Genomic DNA, 16,052 nt, shown 5'->3' on the forward strand with positions numbered 1-16,052 from the left:
GGCACAGGATGCCCCGCCCCCGCGCGAACATCACGATGTCCCACAGCGACAGGAAGTAACCCGCGAAGTCCAGCGCCGCGATGAGCCGCAGCTCGTGGTCGATCTGCTTCGTCACCGCGGGCGGCACGCCTCCCGGATAGCGCGTGCGCAGGCCCGCCTCCGTGAGCACTCGCAGGTGTTCATCCGCAGTGCGGCCTTGCGGCAGGTCCTCCTCCGGGAAGCGGTAGTGCAGCGCGTCCAGGGACGCCTCGCAGCGCGACGCCAGCTCCACCGTGCGCGCCAGCGCGTCCGGCCGGTCCGCGAACAGCCGCGCCATGTCCCCGGGGGACTTCAGCGTCCGCTCCGCGTTCGGGAACAGCCGCGTGCCCGCCTGATCCACCGTCACCCCGTGGCGGATGGACGTGAGCACGTCCTGGAGCACCTGCCGGTCGCGGTGGTGCGTGTGCACGTCGTTGTGGACCACCAGCGGCACGCCCAGCGCTCGGGCCAGCGCTTCCGCTCGAGCCTCCCGGGCCGCGTCCCCCGCGGACAGCGAGCGGCTCAGGCCCACGTGGAAGCCGCCGGGAAACGCCTCCGCCAACGGCGCCACCGCCTCCAGCGGCGCGGGGCCCGGGAGCAGCGCGAGCAGCCCCGACGCGTGCTCCGCCACCTTGCGCCAGGGCACGCCCGCCTCCCCCTTGGGGTGCGTCATCCGGCCGTGGGACACCAGCCGGCACAGGTTCGAGTACCCGGTCGCGTCCCTCGCGTACACCACCACCGGCGGGCCGTCCTCCAGCGTCAGCTCCGCGCCCAGGAGCAGCTTCACGCCGTGCTCCTTCGCCGCGAGGTGCGCCTTCACCACGCCGTAGAGCCCGTCCCGATCCGTCAGCGCCAGCGCGGACAGCCCCAACCGGGCCGCGGTGGCCACCAGCTCCTCCGGATGGGAGGCGCCGTGCAGGAAGGAGAAGTGGGACCGGCACACCAGCTCGGCGTAGCTCACGCCTGATCAAGATACTGAGCGGGCGTTCAGGCGCTAGATTGGATCTCCGTTTCGCGAGCGGGCGACTTCATGGGTTGTGCCAGATGCGCGGAGTGAAGACAGGCCCCCATCCCGGCCTTGAGCTGTCATCAGAAGGTCGCCGCGTCATTGCCTTCAGCAATGGCGCATATTTCCATCCTTTCCGCTCTTGGACTGTTTTTGCGCCCAGCCACAACCAGAACAGCGATTGGTTTTCGTATGAATTCCTGCTGGACGCCGTTCAACCCATGCAGCCAGGAGTTCCACCATGAAACTCATCAAGACCCTTCTCGTCGGCGCCGTTGGTTCCTTCCTCCTCCCGCTGACCGCGAGCGCCGCCCCCCCGGACTGCTCCGAGCAGTGCCAGCCCACCAGCTCCTGCAGCCTGCTCTGTTACAATGGCCGAAACACCACGTGCGGCGCTTACGGCATCTGCAGCGACCTGATGATCGCCCCGTCCGAGCCGCAGGCGTCCGCGCAGCAGCCCGCGCCCGTCCAGGCTGACGACGCGGAAGCCGTCTGCCGGGCCCCCGCCGACCAGGCCCAGGGCTGATAGCCATTGCGGTCCCTGCTCCTGGTTCGGTGTCCCCACCGGCTCCAGGAGCGGGGTTTGATTTGTCATTGGGCTCCGGGCAAACAACCGAATCTGCCGCGCGCCCGAGGCCCGGGGCTAGTTCACCGCCGCCATCGCCTCTTCCTGGAGCGAGGTGCGCTCCACCTCCTCCAGGAAGTCCCCCAGCGCGACGTTGACCGCCTGGGGCTGCTCCAGGATGCACATGTGCCCGCCGCAGGGCAGCCGCTTGAGCCGCGCGCCCCGGATGCGCTGGTGCAGCCGCTCCGCCACCTCCGGCACCGTCACCGCGTCCTCCTCCCCCACCAGCACCAGCGTCGGCGTCTGGATGCGGTGCAGCTCCCCCTCCACGCTGCGGCGGTGGATGGCGCCCTGCATCGCCCGCCACACCGCGCGCGGGTTCGCCACCAGCTGCCGGCGCAACAACGCCCGCTCCGCGGTCCGCTCCGGGTCCCTCATGAATGTGCGCCCGAAGTAGAGCGACATGATCCGGTCCACCACCGGCCGCAGGCCCAGCCAGTGCGTGAGCGTCGTCAGCACCCGGTAGCGCGCCAGCGTCAGCGGCAGCTCCGCCGCGGCGGACGAGTCCAGGAGCGCCAGCGAGCGCAGGAGCTCCGGGTGCCTCGCGGCCAGCCTCAGGCCCACGAAGCCCCCCATGGACTGGCCCACGAAGTGGCACGGCGCCAGCCCCAGCGCCTGGATGACCGCCACCGCGTCCTCGTACACGGTGCGCAGGTCGATGACCGAGCCGCCAGGCGGGGGCTCGCTCTGCCCCTGGCCCCGGTGGTCGTACACGATGCAGCGGTAGTGGCCCCTCAGGGCCTCCACCTGCCGGTGGAACAGACGGGAGTCCCAGAGCAGGCCGTGGCTGAAAAGCACCGGCTCCCCGCTTCCCCCAGTGTCCTCGTAGTACAGTCGTGCACCACGGATGGACAGGTATGGCATCTGCTTTTCTCCCGGCTTGGACCCCCTTAGGCCCTTGCCCGGAACCCACCCTCCGTTTTGATTGATTCCGGATGCTCGGCTGCCCGGTTTGACAGGGGGCCGAAGCCGCTGCCAAACAAGGACCCCATGGACACCACCGCCTGGCAGCTCTGGTTGATCGCCGCCATCGTCCTGGGCGCGCTGGAGATCAAGCTCTCCGGCTTCGTGACGCTCTGGCTCGCCGTGGGCGCGCTGATGGCCTCCTTGATGGCCGGGGCGGGCCTGGGCCTCAACAGCCAGCTCTTCGTCTTCACCCTGGTGTCCGCCGTCCTCTTCGGTGCGTCCCGCACCATCTTCAAGAACGTTTTCATGCGGGACGCCGTGCACTTGAAGACGGGCGTGGAGGCGATGCTGGGCCAGGAGGCCGTGGTGATGGAGGCGCTGTCGGACGGGCACGGGGGCACCGTGCGCATCAACGGAGAGCTGTGGATGGCGCGCTCCCTGTCCGGGCCCCTGCCCGAGGGCGAGCGCGTCACCGTGGAGCAGATCGAAGGCCTCAAGTTGTGGGTGCGACGCCCGTCGGCGTCCAACGAAGTCGCGCTGCAACCGGCGCAACAGAAGAAGGAGAACGTAGGATGGGACTGACGATTGTTCTGCTGTTCCTGGCCGCCGCCGTCGTGTTCGGGATCGTCACCGGTGTGCGCATCGTTCCCCAGGCCAAGGTGATGGTCGTGGAGCGGCTGGGGAAGTTCCACCGCGTGGCCTCCAGCGGCCTCAACATCCTCATCCCCTTCATGGACAGCCCGCGCGCCATGGAGATGCGCGCCGGCAACCGCTTCACGCGCAACACCCTGGTGGATCTGCGCGAGCAGGTCATGGGCTTCGAGACCGTCCAGGTCATCACCCATGACAACGTCAACATGGAGGTGGGCTCGGTCATCTACTACCAGATCGTCGATCCCGGCCGGGCGCTCTACCAGGTGGAGAACCTGGCGCTCGCCATCGAGCAGCTCACCATGACGAACCTGCGCAACGTCATGGGCGGCCTCACGCTGGACCAGACGTTGACGAGCCGCGAGACGGTCAACACCAAGCTGCGCATGGTGCTGGACGAGGCCACGGAGAAGTGGGGCGTGAAGGTGACGCGCGTGGAGCTGCGCGAGATCGAGCCGCCCCAGGCCATCAAGTCCGCCATGGCCAAGCAGATGACCGCCGAGCGCGAGCGCCGCGCGGAGGTCACCAAGGCCGAGGGTGACAAGGCCGCCGCCATCCTCCAGGCCGAAGGCGAGAAGATCTCCCGCATCCTGCGCGCGGAGGCGGAGCGCGACGCGGAGATCGCCCGCGCGGAGGGCCACAAGCGCGCCGTGATGCTGGAGGCCGAGGGCAAGGCCGAGGCCACCCGCCTCACCTTCGAGGCCATCCACACCGGCCGGGCCACGCCGGAGGTGCTCGCGCTGCGCTACCTGGAGACGCTCCAGGAGCTGGGCAAGGGCGACAACAAGATGTTCGTCCCCTACGAGGCCACCGCCGCGCTGGGCTCCATCGCCACGCTGAAGGAGGTGTTCGCCAAGGATGACGCTCCCGCGGAAGCGCCCCGTCTGCCCGCGGCCCGCCCGCCGTCCGCCGCCGCGATGAGCGCCCAGGCCCTGGCCCGGAACGCCGCCGCGAGCGCCACCATCCCGGCCACCCGCCGGGTGCAGCCGCCCCCGTCGGACGAGTAGGTACGCCCCTTTCGGGGAATCGTTGTCAGGGCACCGGCGTTTCCCCGTCGGTGCCCCGTGTCACGGCACCGCCCGGCCTTGTCATCCGCCCGGGCCGTGCCGCATGCTGCACACCTGAAGCACCAGCTGTCGGCTGTCCACGCGGGGAGATGTCACAGGTCTTCCCCTGAACGAGGTTCGCAGACCCTTGAAGCTGTTCGCCTGAAACCCCGGTCCCTGGCTGTACCCCGCCGCCGCGCGTCCTGACGGACGTGTGCGCTGGCTTCCGGTTTCAGGAGTCGCTTCAACATGCCCTCGTCCTCCTCCGTGCGCGCGCACCGCGTCTGCTTTTCGTTCACTGATGTCATCCCCGTCCTCACCGACGTGGAGTTCCACCTCGCCCCGGGCTGGACGGGCCTCGTCGGCCCCAACGGCGCCGGCAAGTCCACCCTGCTGCGCCTGTTGTCCGGGGAGCTGACGCCCACGTCCGGACAGCTCCAGTTCGAGCCGGACTCTCCTCTCGTGTGCCTGTGTCCGCAGGGCGTGGAGGAGCTCACGCCCGACATCACCGCCTTCGCGGACGCCTGGGACGCGCTGGCGCGCAGGCTCCAGGGCCAGCTGGGCCTGGACGTCACCGCGCTGGAGCGCTGGCCCACGCTGTCCCCGGGAGAGCGCAAGCGCTGGCAGGTGGGCGCGGCGCTCGCCCGCGAGCCGGACGTGCTGCTGTTGGATGAACCCACCAACCACCTGGACGCGGAGGCGCGAGCGTGGCTGGTGGCCGCGCTGCGCCGCTTCCGGGGCGTGGGCGTCGTCGTGTCCCATGACCGCGAGCTCCTGGAGACGCTCACCCAGGCCACGCTGCGCGTGCACGGCGGCGAGGCACACCTGTACCCGGGCGCCTACTCCGCCGCGAAGGGCCACTGGGAAGCGGAGCGCGAGTCGGAGGTCGCCGCCCACCAGCAGTCCAAGGCGGAGCGGGACCGGGCCGCGCAGCTCTTGGACACCGCCAGGCGCGAGCACCAGGGCGCCACCCTGTCACGCAGCACCGGGCGGCGGATGCGCAACAAGTACGACAGCGACGCGCGCGGCCTGGGGCCCTCCACGCTGGCGAGCTGGGCCGAGTCCCGCCTGGGCCACCAGGTCACCGTGAAGCGCCGCGAACTGGAGCGCGCCGAGGCCGCGGTGGGCACCTTCACCGTGGACAAGACGGTGGGCCGCTCCGTGTTCGTGGACTACGTGCGCTCGCCCAACCCGTGGCTCTTCACCTTCGACACACCGGGCCTGAAGGCCGGCGACGTGGAGGTGCTGGGCCCCACGCGCCTGGACGTGGACCGCGAAGCGCGCATCCGCATCGAGGGCCCCAACGGCGCCGGCAAGACGACTCTCCTGAAGGCCCTGCTGGAGCAGTCGCGCGTGCCTCGCGAGAAGCTCCTGTACCTGCCCCAGGACCTGGGCGCGGAGGAGACGCGCGCCCTGATCGACGCGGTGCGAGAGCTGCCCCCGGAGGAGCGCGGCCGGGTGATGTCCCTGGTGGCCGCGCTGGGGGTGGATCCGCACCGGCTGCTCGCGTCCGAACAGCCGTCGCCCGGCGAGGCGCGCAAGCTGGCCATCGCGCGCGGCCTGGGCCAGCACGCCTGGGCCCTGGTGCTGGACGAGCCCACCAACCACCTGGACCTGCCGTCCATCGAACGGCTGGAGGCGGCGCTGCACGACTACCCGGGCGCGCTGTTGCTCGTCACCCACGACGCGCCCTTCGCCCGCTCCTGCACCCGCACGCGGTGGCTCGTGGCGAACGGACGTGTGGAGGTGGAGTGAAGACAGACTCTGTCTGGAAGAGGGCCACGCCCATCGGCCAGGCGCAGTAAAGGGATTTCTCCGAGAGGGATTCCCTGTCGATTGAGATGGAATTCGCCGGCCAGAGGGCCTCCATGCCTCCGGCCGGCGATTGTCTTTTCCGGCGCGAATCTTCGTGGATGGTATGAATTTCATCGGCTTCGCGCCGTTGAGGGAATCCTTTGGATGTCCCCGCGACGTTGAACCGGGCCCGGCGGCCAGCGCGCGAGGGGACGTTGAATCCTCACATCCATCAGGAGAAGCACATGTCACGGCTCATGCCGGCATGGAAGCACGCGTGTCTGCTCGTCGCGGGCACGCTCGTCGTCACCGGCTGCGGAAGTGAAAGCGCGTCGTCCGGCGCGGCTGTCATCCGGAGTCAGGGCTCCGCCCTTCAGCAGGGCGCGGATCTGCTCATCACCGAGCTGCGCGCGCCAGACGCCGCCCGCCCGGGAGAGTCCTTCACCGTCACCGCGAAGGTCTGCAACACGGGCACGCAGCCCGCGTCCCCCCAGCAGGGGCCCAACCTGCTGCAGGTGTACCTGTCCACCACGCCCATGCAACAGGCGCCCGCGCCTGGCGCACCTCCCTCGCCACAACAGATGACCGTGGGCGAGCTGGACGTGGGGATGGTGCCCCCCCAGCAGTGCGTCACGCACACCCTCACCGCGCACGCGATGCCCCCCATGGGAGGAGCGCTTCCCGGCGCCTTCTACCTGGGCGCCAGCATCGACCCGTGGCAGTCCGTGACGGAGCTGGATGAGACGAACAACGGCTTCGTCCGCGGCGTGATGGGCGTGGGTCAGGCGCCGGACCTCGTGGTCACCGAGGTGAAGGCGCCGCCCGACGTGCGGCTGAACGCGTCCTTCGTCGCGGACGTGCGCGTCTGCAACGTGGGCACGGCGCCCTCGTCACCGACGGAAGCGGCGGTCGTCATCTCCACGCAGGCCACCCTGGACGCGCCAACCTCCGGCCCCATCCCGCCAACGCAGGCGCGCGTGGGACAGGCGCTGGTGCCGTCACTCGACGCGGGCCGCTGCGTGCTGCTCCGCACGCAGGCGTCCGCGCAGCGTCCTCCCGACGCCATCTCGTCCACACAGCCGCTGTACGTGGGCGCCATCGTGGATCCTTCCACGTCCGTCCCGGAGCTGCGCGAGGACAACAACACGCGCGTCGCGGGACGGCTGGGCGTGGGTGACGGCCCCGACCTGGTCGTCACCGACGTGACGGGCCCCACCACCTTCCAGCCGGGCCCCATGGGTCCCCTGTCCGTGACGGTGTGCAACGTGGGCTTCGACCGGGCGCCGGAGGTGCGCGCGGACGTGCTCCTGTCCACGCTGCCCACCCTGCCGCCGACGGGGCACACCCCCGACCCGGCGACCGCGCTCACCGCCGCCTACTTCGATGCACCGGGGCTCGACGCCGGACGGTGCGTCACGCTGTCCGCGCAGGGCTACGGGATCGCGCCCACCTCCTGGCAGCCGAACACGCCGCTGTACCTGGGCGCGCGCGTGGAGGAGCCGCGCTTCGTCCCCGAGCTGCGGGTGGACAACAACAACATCTTCGTGAAGGGACTGGTGGGGTTCGGCAACGGCCCGGACCTGGTGGTCCGGTCGCTGAAGGCGGCGGCCAACGTCGCACCGGGGACGCACTTCCCCGTCGAGGCGACGGTCTGCAACGTGGGCACGGCGGACCTGGGCAGCCCCGCCCGGCTGCAGCTGGCCCTCTCCACGCAGAGCGCGGTGGTCTTCCCTGCACCCCCTGAGCCGTTCGACTCGCGGACCCAGGTCCCCGTGGGGAGCGCGGACGTGCCGGTCCTCCCCGCTGGCCAGTGCAAGACGCTGACGGTGGATGCCATGGCCAACCCGCCCCAGGACGCACGGCCGCGCCAGCCCCTGTTTCTGGGCGCGGTCATTGACTCGAACCGGACCCAGACGGAGCTGCGGGAGGACAACAACGTCCTCACCCAGGGCCTCGTGGGCACGGGGCCGGAAGCGGACCTCGTCATCACGGACGTGAAGGCGCCCGCGAACCTGCGCGACGGCCAGTCCTTCACGGCGAGCTACACCGTCTGCAACGTGGGCCTCAGCCCCGCGTCCTCCGCCGGTGTGGCGCTGTACCTCTCCGTGGACGCGGCGCCGCTCGCGGTGGACCCCGCGGATCCCATGCGTCCCATCCCCGGGTACATGTTCCAGGGCCGGTCCTCCATCAACACGGCGCTGACGCCGGGCCAGTGCACCACGCAGAGCGGGACGTTCCATGCCCTGCGCCCCATGGAGCTGGGGCCCCTGCCCCTGTCCTCCACGCTGAACCTGAGCGCGGTGGTGGATGGCTCGCCGGATCAGCGCACGGACAACAACGGCTTCGCCGTGGGTCCCGTGGGCGTGGGCAACGGGCCGGACCTCGTCGTCACCGAGCTCCAGGGTCCCGCCAGCGCGCGGCCCAACGCGCCGTTCACCAGCAGCGTGCGCGTCTGCAACGTGGGCACGCAGCCGTCGCCCGGGACGTCGCAGGTGGCCGTCTACCTGGGCACGGGTACCGCCCTGCCGGCGCCCATGGCGCAGCCGTCGCTCGACGCCACCGTGGCGCTCGTGGGCACGGTGAGCGTGCCGTCGCTCGGTGAAGGGGCCTGCGTCACGCAGAGCCTCACCGGACCGGCGACGCTGCCGGCGCAGGCCACGCCGCTGCGGCCGCTGTACCTGGGCGCCGTCGTCGACCCGGGGGCGTCCCTGACGGAGCTGCGCGAGGACAACAACACGTTCGTCGCGGGCCTGATGGGCGTGGGCGATGCGCCGGACCTGGTGGTCACCGGGCTGACGTTCCCGGACACCGTCGCGCCGATGGATCCGTTCACCGCCACCGCGCGCCTCTGCAACACGGGCACGGAAGCTTCGAGCATCGTCCCGATGATGTTCGTGGTGTCCACGGAGGCGAACGTGACGCTGCCCGCGCCGGGCACGCCGTTCCCCTCGCTGAGCCAGTACATGGCGGGCATGGCGAACGCTCCGTCGATCCCCGCCGGCCAGTGCCAGGACGCGCCGGTGACGCTGCACGCGGAGCGGCCGTGGAATGCGCCCGTGGACGCGCCGCTGTACCTGAGCGCGGTCGTGGATCCGTTCCAGGGCCAGCTGGACCTGCGCCGGGACAACAACGTGTCCCCGGGGCGGCGGATTGGCGTGGGCACCGGACCGGACCTGATCATCACGTCGCTGACGGGACCCATCAACACGCTGCCCGGTCCGGTCGACCTGGGCGTCACCGTCTGCAACCTGGGCTCCCAGGCCGTGTCCGGCCCCCGGGTGACCCTGCACCTGCTGACGAAGCCCTCGCTGTCGCAGCAGTCCCCGAACGCGCCCGTCCCGCCCGAGGAGTTCATGGGTGAGGCCACCCTTCCGCCCGTGGCGGCGCGCGCCTGCGTCACGTCGACGGTGAGCGCGTTCGCCCCTGGAGCCGGGTTCCCGGGCACGCAGACGTTCTTCCTGGGCGCCAGCGTGGACCGCATGCAGCAGGTGCCGGAGGTGCGTGAGGACAACAACACGTTCGTCGGTCCGCGCATCGGCGTGGGGTTCGCCCCGGACGTCGTCATCACCGCCATGGGTGGGCCGGACCAGGTCCAGCCGTGGGCGCCGATGCAGGTGCCCGTCACCGTCTGCAACCAGGGCACGACGCCCGCGCCGCCCCACGCGGTGGACCTGCTGCTCTCCACGGTGGCCACGCTGCCGGCGTCCGCCGTCCAGGGTGAGCCCGTCGAGTCGCCCACCCTGTCGCGGCTGGGCTCGGTGCAGGTCCCTCCGCTGGCCGCCGGTGAGTGCGTCTCGGTGGAGGGCTCCGTCAACGCCGTCCCGCCGCAGGCGGCACAGCCGGGCGCGGCCCTCTACCTGGGGGCCTCCGCGAAGCTGTACGACCCCGAGCTGCGCAAGGACAACAACGGCTTCGTGCGCGGCACCCTCGTGGTGAGCAACACGCCGTAGCCGCACTTCACGGGAAGTGCAACACGCAGGCGCCGGCTGGGGTCTTCAAGAACCCCGGCCGGCGTTTGTCTTTTCCAGGCCACGCTTCCGACGCGATGGGTTTGAAGCGCATTGGCTTTTCGTATGTCAGGGCATCCATTTAGTGTCCGCGTGGCGTCGCGCCCGGCCCGGCGACTGGCGCCTCGTTGATTTCACACACCCCCAAGGAGAACACATGCAACGGCTCTCGCCGTCATGGAGACACGCGTGCCTGCTCGTCGCTGGCACGCTCGTCATGACCGGCTGCGGAAGTGAAGGCGCTTCGTCCGAAACGAAGGCCGCCCGCGGTCAAACCCATTCACTGGACCACGGCTCGGACCTGGTCATCACCGAGCTTCGCGCCCCCGACAGCGTTCGCGACGGGTCTGCCTTCACCGCCACCGTGAAGGTCTGCAACCAGGGCTCCGCGGCCGCGTATCCCCAGGGCAGCGGCGACACGTTCCTGCAACTGTACCTGTCCACGACCCCCACCCAGCAGGTGCCCGACCCCAATGGTCCGCCTCCGCCCCAGCAGGTCACCGTGGGCGAGGTGGGCGTGGGTCCGCTGGAGCCCCACCAGTGCGTCACGCGCACCGTGAACGCCTACGCGCTGCCCCCCATGGAAGGAACGACTCCCGGCGCCTTCTACCTGGGCGCCAGCATCGACACCTGGCAGCAGGTGCAGGAGCTGGATGAGACCAACAATGGTTTCGTCCGCGGTCTGATCGGCGTGGGCTACGGGGAGGACCTCGTGGTCTCCGAGGTGAGTGCGCCCGCGAGCGTCCAGCCGGGAGCGCCCTTCCTCGCCGACGTGCGCGTCTGCAACGTGGGCACGGATTCCGCCTCCTCCTCCGAGGTGAAGGTCTACATCTCCACGGTGGACACCCTGAGCCTCCCCACGCCGGGCACGCCGGCGGATACCCAGGAGCAGGTGGGCTCCTTCATCGCGCCGCCGCTAAAGGCGGGCCAATGCCACACGGTCCGGACGCAGGCGTTCGCCCAGGTTCCCCCGGCGGCCACCCAGCCCGAGCAGCCGCTGTACGTGGGCGCCATCATCGACCCGGAGCAGCAGCGCACCGAGCTGCGTGAGGACAACAACACGCGCGTCGCGGGCCGGATTGCCCTGGGGTTCCAGGCCGACCTGGTGGTCACCGACGTGAAGGGGCCCACCAACATCGAGCCGGGGCAGCCGGTCTCTGGCTCCGTGACGGTGTGCAACGTGGGCACGGACCAGGCCTCGGATGTGCGCGTGGACGTGCTGCTGTCCACGGAGGCCTCGCTGTCCGCCTCTCAGGATCCCAGCTCCCAGACGGAGTCCTTCGTCGGCCAGGCGCAGGCGCCAGGGCTGGATGCCGGACGGTGCATCACGCTGCCGGTGTTCGGGGGCTCGTCCCTGCCCTTCGCCTACCAGCCTGGCGCGCCGCTGTACCTGGGCGCGCGCGTGGACGGGATGCAGTTCGTCCAGGAGCTGCGGGATGACAACAACACCTTCACGAAGGGCACCGTGGGCGTGGGCTATGGCCCCGACCTGGTGATCCGGTCGCTGAAGGGGCCCGCCAACCTCCCGGAGTACTCTTCGTTCCCCGTCGAGGCGCAGGTCTGCAACGTGGGCACGGGCGACATGACGGGCTACGCCTCCCTGGAGCTGTACCTCTCCACGGAGGACGCGGTGGTGCTCTCGCCGCAGTCCGGGCCCTTCCCCACGCCGAATCAGGCCCAGTTGGGCGTGACGGACGTGTCCTTCCTCTCCGCCGGTCAATGCCGGACGGTGACGGTGAATGCCTACCGCAACCTGCCCTGGGAGGCGCAGCCGGGTCAGCCCCTGTACCTGGGCGCGGCCATCGACGCGTTCAGCAACGTCCAGGAGCTGAAGGAGGACAACAACACGTTCACCCAGGGGCTGGTGGGCACGGGGCCGGAAGCGGACCTCGTCGTCACCGACGTGAAGGCCCCCGCGAACGTCGATGAAGGCCGGTCCTTCACCGCGACCTACACGGTCTGCAACCAGGGCAACGCCCCCGCGTCCTCCTACGGGGTGTCGCTGTTCCTCTCCACGGAGACGACGCCGCCCGTGTCGCGGCCGTATCCGGCCCCGCCCGTGTTCGCGGAGCCCACGCGGGCCTACGCCTTCCTGGGCCGCGCCCAGCCCTACGGGACGCTGGAGCCCGGGCAGTGCACGACCCAGCGCTCCACGTTCCACGCCGAGCGTCCGGTGGACGCGATGCCCTCGCCGTTCGAGCGGCCCCTGAACCTGAGCGCGGTCGTGGACATGCAGGGGTTCGAGCCGCGCGTGGACAACAACGGCTTCGCCGCGGGCATCATGGGCCTGGGCTACGGGCCGGACCTCGTCATCACCGAGCTCCAGGGGCCCGCCAGCGTGCGGCCCGGGAACACCTTCACCAGCACCGTGAAGGTCTGCAACGTGGGCACGGCGCAGCTGAACAGCTCCTCGCACGTGGCGGTCTACGTGAGCGCGGAGGACACCCTGCCGGCGCCGAACCCCCTGCCCTTCCCGTCCATGCCGATGGGGGGCGGCCAGAGGCTCGTGGGTGACGCGTCCCTGCCGTCGCTGAACGCGGGCGCCTGCACCACGCGGCAGATCTCCGGACCCGCGGACTCGCCGCCCAACGCGGTTCCGTTCCGTCCGCTGTACCTGGGGGCCGTCGTCAATCCGGGCGCGATGACGCAGGAGATGCGCTGGGACAACAACACCCGCGTGGCGGGCGCCCTGAGCGTGGGCAACGGGCCGGACCTGGTGGTCACCGCGCTGGAGGCCCCCCCCACCGTCGCGCCGTGGGAGCCGTTCGCCGCCACCGCGCGCGTCTGCAACGTGGGAACCGATCCCTCCAGCTCCACCGAGGTGGCGCTCGTCGTGTCCACGGAAGAGACCTGGACCCTGCCTGCGCCGGGCCAGCCGTCGCCGTTCCCCAACCCGAATCAGACCGTCGCGGGGTTCCTGAACGTCGCGCCGCTCGAGGCCGGGCAGTGCGTGAGCGCCATGGGGATGGTGTCCGCCGACCAGCCCTATGGGACCTCGCCGGAGCAGCCCGTGTACCTGAGCGCCGCCGTGGATCCGTTCCAGAACCGGGCGGAGCTGCGCGAGGACAACAATGTCTTCTCGCGAGGGCGCATCGGCATGGGGTACGCGCCGGACCTGGTCATCACCGCGGTGACGACGCCCCCCAGCATCCAGGCGTCCTTCACCGCCACCGTCACCGTCTGCAACCAGGGCCCCCAGGCCACGTCGTTCGGCCAGCCGGTGAGGGTGACGCTGCACCTGCTGACCCATCCCGAGCTGTCCCTGCCGGCGCAGTACGGGCCCCCGCCGCCTCCCGGGGAAATCCTGGGAGATGTCTTCCTCTCCTCCCACCTGGGAGCGCACACCTGCATCACCACGCCGGTGCTGGGAAACCTCTACGGGGGCACGGGGCCGGAGCAGAGCACGTACTACGTGGGGGCCATGGTGGACCGGAACTGGAACGTCCAGGAGGTGCGCAAGGACAACAACACCTTCGTCGGGCCGCGCGTCGCCGTGGGCAGCGGCCCGGACCTGGTCATCACCGCGATGGGCGGTCCGGCGAACCTCGTGCCCCATGGACAGGCGCAGGCCCCCGTCACCGTCTGCAACCAGGGCACGCAGCCCTCCTACCCCCAGATGGTGGAGTTCTTCCTCTCCACGGAGTCCACCCCGCCGGACCTGAGCTTCGCCGCGGAATTCCCTGTGCCGGGCTCCGGCGTGTCCCTGGCGGGAACGGTGGAGATTCCGTCCCTGCCCGCGAACGCGTGCATCACGCAGGAAGGAACCCTCCAAGCCAATACGCCCTCCGCGGAGCCGGGAGCGCCCCTCTTCGTGGGGGCGTTGATGCGCGCCTGGGTTCCCAACGGCGAGCTGCGCACGGACAACAACGCCTTCGTGCGGGGCCGCATCGGCGTGGGGTACGCGCCGGACCTGGTCGTCACGGAAGTCACCGCGCCGTTCGCAGTGCGTGGGGGAGAGATGTTCACCACCCTCGTGACGGTCTGCAACCAGGGCACGCAGCCCGCGGCGTGGAACACCGCGGTGCAGCTCTACCTCTCCACCCAGCCCACCCTGGCGTTCATGGACGAGATGCCGTCCTCCTCCACCCAGGTGACCCTGGGCCAGACGGAAGTGGGCGATCTGGAGGCGGGGCAGTGCACGACGCGCCAGCTCCTCACCTCCGCGTACTCGCTGCCCGGCAACCAGAACTCCGGGCTGTTCTACCTGGGCGTGCTGGTGGACCCGTGGCGGTCGGCGACGGAGCTGCGCGAGGACAACAACGCCTTCGTCGAGAACTTCCTCGCGGTGCTGCCGTAGCCACACTCCGCGGTACGTAGGACGCGCGGGCGTCGGCCGGGGTCTTCATGAGCCCCGGGCGGCGCCCGCCGCCGTTTCACGCAGGCATCAGCGGGAGGTCGCGCTCCACTCGCGGTACCACGCCACCAGCCGGGCCACGCCCGCGTCCACGGACACGCGCGGCCGGAAGCCCGTCTCCGCCTCCAGCCGCGAGGTGTCCGCCCACGTGGAGACCATCTCCGCGGGCGCCGAGGGCACGGACGTCACGCGGGCCTTCGAACCCCAGTGCCGCTCCAGCAGGCCCACGAAGTCTCCCAGCGCCACCGGCTCGCCATGGCCCACGTTGAGCAGCCGGTGCGGCGGGCTCCCCGACGGCGGGCGGTCCAGCACGCGCAGCACGGCCTCCGCCACGTCGTCCACGAAGGTGAAGTCGCGCCGCATCCGCCCGTCGCCGTGCAGCCGCAGGGGCTCACCCTTCGCCAGCGCGCGCAGGAACAAGAGCGGCGCCATGTCCGGGCGTCCCCATGGTCCGTACACCGTGAAGAAGCGCAGGCCGCTGGTGGGCAGCCGGTGCAGGTGGCTGTACGCGTGCGCCATCAGCTCGTTGGCGCGCTTGGTGGCGCCGTAGAGGTTGAGCGGTTGATCCACGGGCGCGTCCTCGCGGAACGGAGCGGGCGTGGCCGCGCCGTACACGGAGCTGGAGGACGCATAGACGAGGTGCTGGACGCGCGCCTCGCGGCAGGCCTCCAGCACGCGCACGAAGCCCGTCACGTTGGTGTCCGCGTACGCCGGGGCCTCCGCGTCCGGGGCCCGCACTCCCACGCGCGCGGCCAGGTGCACCACGCCCTCCGGACGCGAGGCCGTGAACGCTTCGCCCAGCCGGGCCGCGTCGGTGATGTCCCCGGAGAGGAAGGTGAAGCCGCGCACCCCGGACAGCCGCTGGAGGCGCGAGCGCCGCAGCGCCACGTCCCCAGGGGCCGCGTCCAGCGCGTCCAGGCCCACCACCGTGTCGCCCCGGGAGAGGAGCCGCTCGCAGACGTGGGCGCCGATGAAGCCCGCCGCGCCCGTCACCAGGACCCGCATGCCCCCCTCTTCCCGCGCGAAAGGAGGACGGCCATCACGGCACCGCCGGCATCGCGTCGATGACGGCCCGGCGCAGGAACGAGTTCCAGTCCGTGGCGGACTGGTAGGCGCTCACGATGGGCTGCGAACGGAACGTGTCCGTCCAGAGGACCTGGCCGTTGGGGTCCACCATGCCCAGCCGCAGCACCACGTCCACCCGGTTCAGCACCGTCGCGCCGGACACGTCCAGCCAGTCCAGGATGACCACCACCGCGGCCTCGGCCTTGTTCTGCTGGATGAAGGACGCCACCTCGTCCGTGAGCGGCACCGGGGCCTGGGACTGGCGCGTGGCCACGACCTCGAAGCCGCGCGAGAGGAGCTCCGATTCCGCCTGGCGGGCCAGCACCGTGCGCGGGTTGCTCTCCCCGATGATGTCCTGGCGGAACGAGCCCGTGGGCAGCACGTCCACGCGCGAGCCCGACACCACCACCACCTTGCGGATGGCTCCCTCCGGACGCACCTGCCGGGCGGCGCAGGCCGGAAGGACGAGAGACACGAGGAGCAGCGGGAGGAGTCGTGCGGGGCTCATGCCGTCACGCTAGGCCACAAGCGGCGGGGCCGGAGCGACTGGGTGGCGAATGGTGGACGGACACCCCGTACC

10 protein-coding genes are annotated in these 16,052 nt (G+C 70.8%); 6 read left to right on the forward strand and 4 right to left on the reverse strand.

Annotation, left to right across the window (positions count from 1 at the left end; translation table 11 throughout):
• Nucleotides 1-979, reverse strand: a 979-nt coding sequence (locus tag D7Y21_RS33795) for a PHP domain-containing protein (protein ID WP_121717870.1), incomplete at its 3' end; no start/stop codon positions are given.
• Between the two features lie 286 nt (nucleotides 980-1,265).
• On the opposite strand from D7Y21_RS33795, the gene D7Y21_RS33800 reads away from it, so the two are divergent.
• A complete protein-coding gene (locus D7Y21_RS33800) occupies nucleotides 1,266-1,550 on the forward strand; it encodes a hypothetical protein (protein ID WP_120563063.1) in 285 nt (94 codons plus the stop codon).
• A gap of 117 nt (nucleotides 1,551-1,667) precedes the next feature.
• Here the strand turns inward: D7Y21_RS33800 and D7Y21_RS33805 are convergent, their stop codons facing one another.
• On the reverse strand, nucleotides 1,668-2,513 hold the full coding sequence (locus tag D7Y21_RS33805) for an alpha/beta fold hydrolase (protein WP_121717871.1): 846 nt from the start codon (nucleotides 2,511-2,513) through the stop codon (nucleotides 1,668-1,670).
• Between the two features lie 126 nt (nucleotides 2,514-2,639).
• Here D7Y21_RS33805 and D7Y21_RS33810 point away from each other — a divergent pair, with 126 nt between their 5' ends.
• The 5 genes from D7Y21_RS33810 (at nucleotide 2,640) to D7Y21_RS33830 (ending at nucleotide 14,350) form a co-directional block, all read left to right on the forward strand.
• Entirely contained in the window at nucleotides 2,640-3,137 is a 498-nt protein-coding gene (locus D7Y21_RS33810) for an NfeD family protein (RefSeq protein ID WP_121717872.1), read from the forward strand.
• Nucleotides 3,128-4,213 (forward strand): SPFH domain-containing protein, encoded by a 1,086-nt coding sequence (locus tag D7Y21_RS33815; protein ID WP_120563060.1) that lies wholly within the window; start codon nucleotides 3,128-3,130, stop codon nucleotides 4,211-4,213. The genes D7Y21_RS33810 and D7Y21_RS33815 overlap by 10 nt, the downstream gene beginning before the upstream one ends.
• 288 nt (nucleotides 4,214-4,501) lie before the next feature.
• Nucleotides 4,502-6,007 (forward strand): ATP-binding cassette domain-containing protein, encoded by a 1,506-nt coding sequence (locus D7Y21_RS33820; RefSeq protein WP_121717873.1) that lies wholly within the window; start codon nucleotides 4,502-4,504, stop codon nucleotides 6,005-6,007.
• A gap of 284 nt (nucleotides 6,008-6,291) precedes the next feature.
• Nucleotides 6,292-9,996: a CARDB domain-containing protein gene (locus D7Y21_RS33825; RefSeq protein WP_121717874.1), complete on the forward strand. Its 3,705-nt coding sequence runs from the start codon at nucleotides 6,292-6,294 to the stop codon at nucleotides 9,994-9,996.
• Nucleotides 9,997-10,210: 214 nt separating this feature from the next.
• Nucleotides 10,211-14,350, forward strand: coding sequence for a CARDB domain-containing protein (locus tag D7Y21_RS33830; RefSeq protein WP_121717875.1), 4,140 nt, complete (start codon nucleotides 10,211-10,213; stop codon nucleotides 14,348-14,350).
• 87 nt (nucleotides 14,351-14,437) lie between these two features.
• Here D7Y21_RS33830 and D7Y21_RS33835 read toward each other — a convergent pair whose 3' ends face one another.
• Together D7Y21_RS33835 and D7Y21_RS33840 are read right to left on the reverse strand one after the other, a co-directional pair.
• On the reverse strand, nucleotides 14,438-15,412 hold the full coding sequence (locus tag D7Y21_RS33835) for an NAD-dependent epimerase/dehydratase family protein (RefSeq protein WP_121717876.1): 975 nt from the start codon (nucleotides 15,410-15,412) through the stop codon (nucleotides 14,438-14,440).
• A 34-nt stretch (nucleotides 15,413-15,446) separates the two neighbouring features.
• The gene (locus tag D7Y21_RS33840; RefSeq protein ID WP_120563055.1) at nucleotides 15,447-15,980 is read right to left on the reverse strand and encodes a hypothetical protein; all 534 of its coding nucleotides are present in this window, start codon (nucleotides 15,978-15,980) and stop codon (nucleotides 15,447-15,449) included.
• Nucleotides 15,981-16,052 lie beyond the last annotated feature (72 nt).

The sequence above is a fragment of the Corallococcus sp. AB045 genome (assembly GCF_003668895.1).
Classification (GTDB): Bacteria; Myxococcota; Myxococcia; order Myxococcales; family Myxococcaceae; genus Corallococcus; species Corallococcus coralloides.

Bases quoted from the DNA above. Each gene is read 5' to 3' on its own strand.
- D7Y21_RS33820 (WP_121717873.1), top strand. From the start codon at position 4,502: ATGCCCTCGTCCTCCTCCGTGCGCGCGCACCGCGTCTGCTTTTCGTTC.
- D7Y21_RS33840 (WP_120563055.1), bottom strand. From the start codon at position 15,980: ATGAGCCCCGCACGACTCCTCCCGCTGCTCCTCGTGTCTCTCGTCCTT.
- D7Y21_RS33825 (WP_121717874.1), top strand. From the start codon at position 6,292: ATGTCACGGCTCATGCCGGCATGGAAGCACGCGTGTCTGCTCGTCGCG.
- D7Y21_RS33810 (WP_121717872.1), top strand. From the start codon at position 2,640: ATGGACACCACCGCCTGGCAGCTCTGGTTGATCGCCGCCATCGTCCTG.
- D7Y21_RS33805 (WP_121717871.1), bottom strand. From the start codon at position 2,513: ATGCCATACCTGTCCATCCGTGGTGCACGACTGTACTACGAGGACACT.
- D7Y21_RS33800 (WP_120563063.1), top strand. From the start codon at position 1,266: ATGAAACTCATCAAGACCCTTCTCGTCGGCGCCGTTGGTTCCTTCCTC.
- D7Y21_RS33815 (WP_120563060.1), top strand. From the start codon at position 3,128: ATGGGACTGACGATTGTTCTGCTGTTCCTGGCCGCCGCCGTCGTGTTC.
- D7Y21_RS33830 (WP_121717875.1), top strand. From the start codon at position 10,211: ATGCAACGGCTCTCGCCGTCATGGAGACACGCGTGCCTGCTCGTCGCT.
- D7Y21_RS33835 (WP_121717876.1), bottom strand. From the start codon at position 15,412: ATGCGGGTCCTGGTGACGGGCGCGGCGGGCTTCATCGGCGCCCACGTC.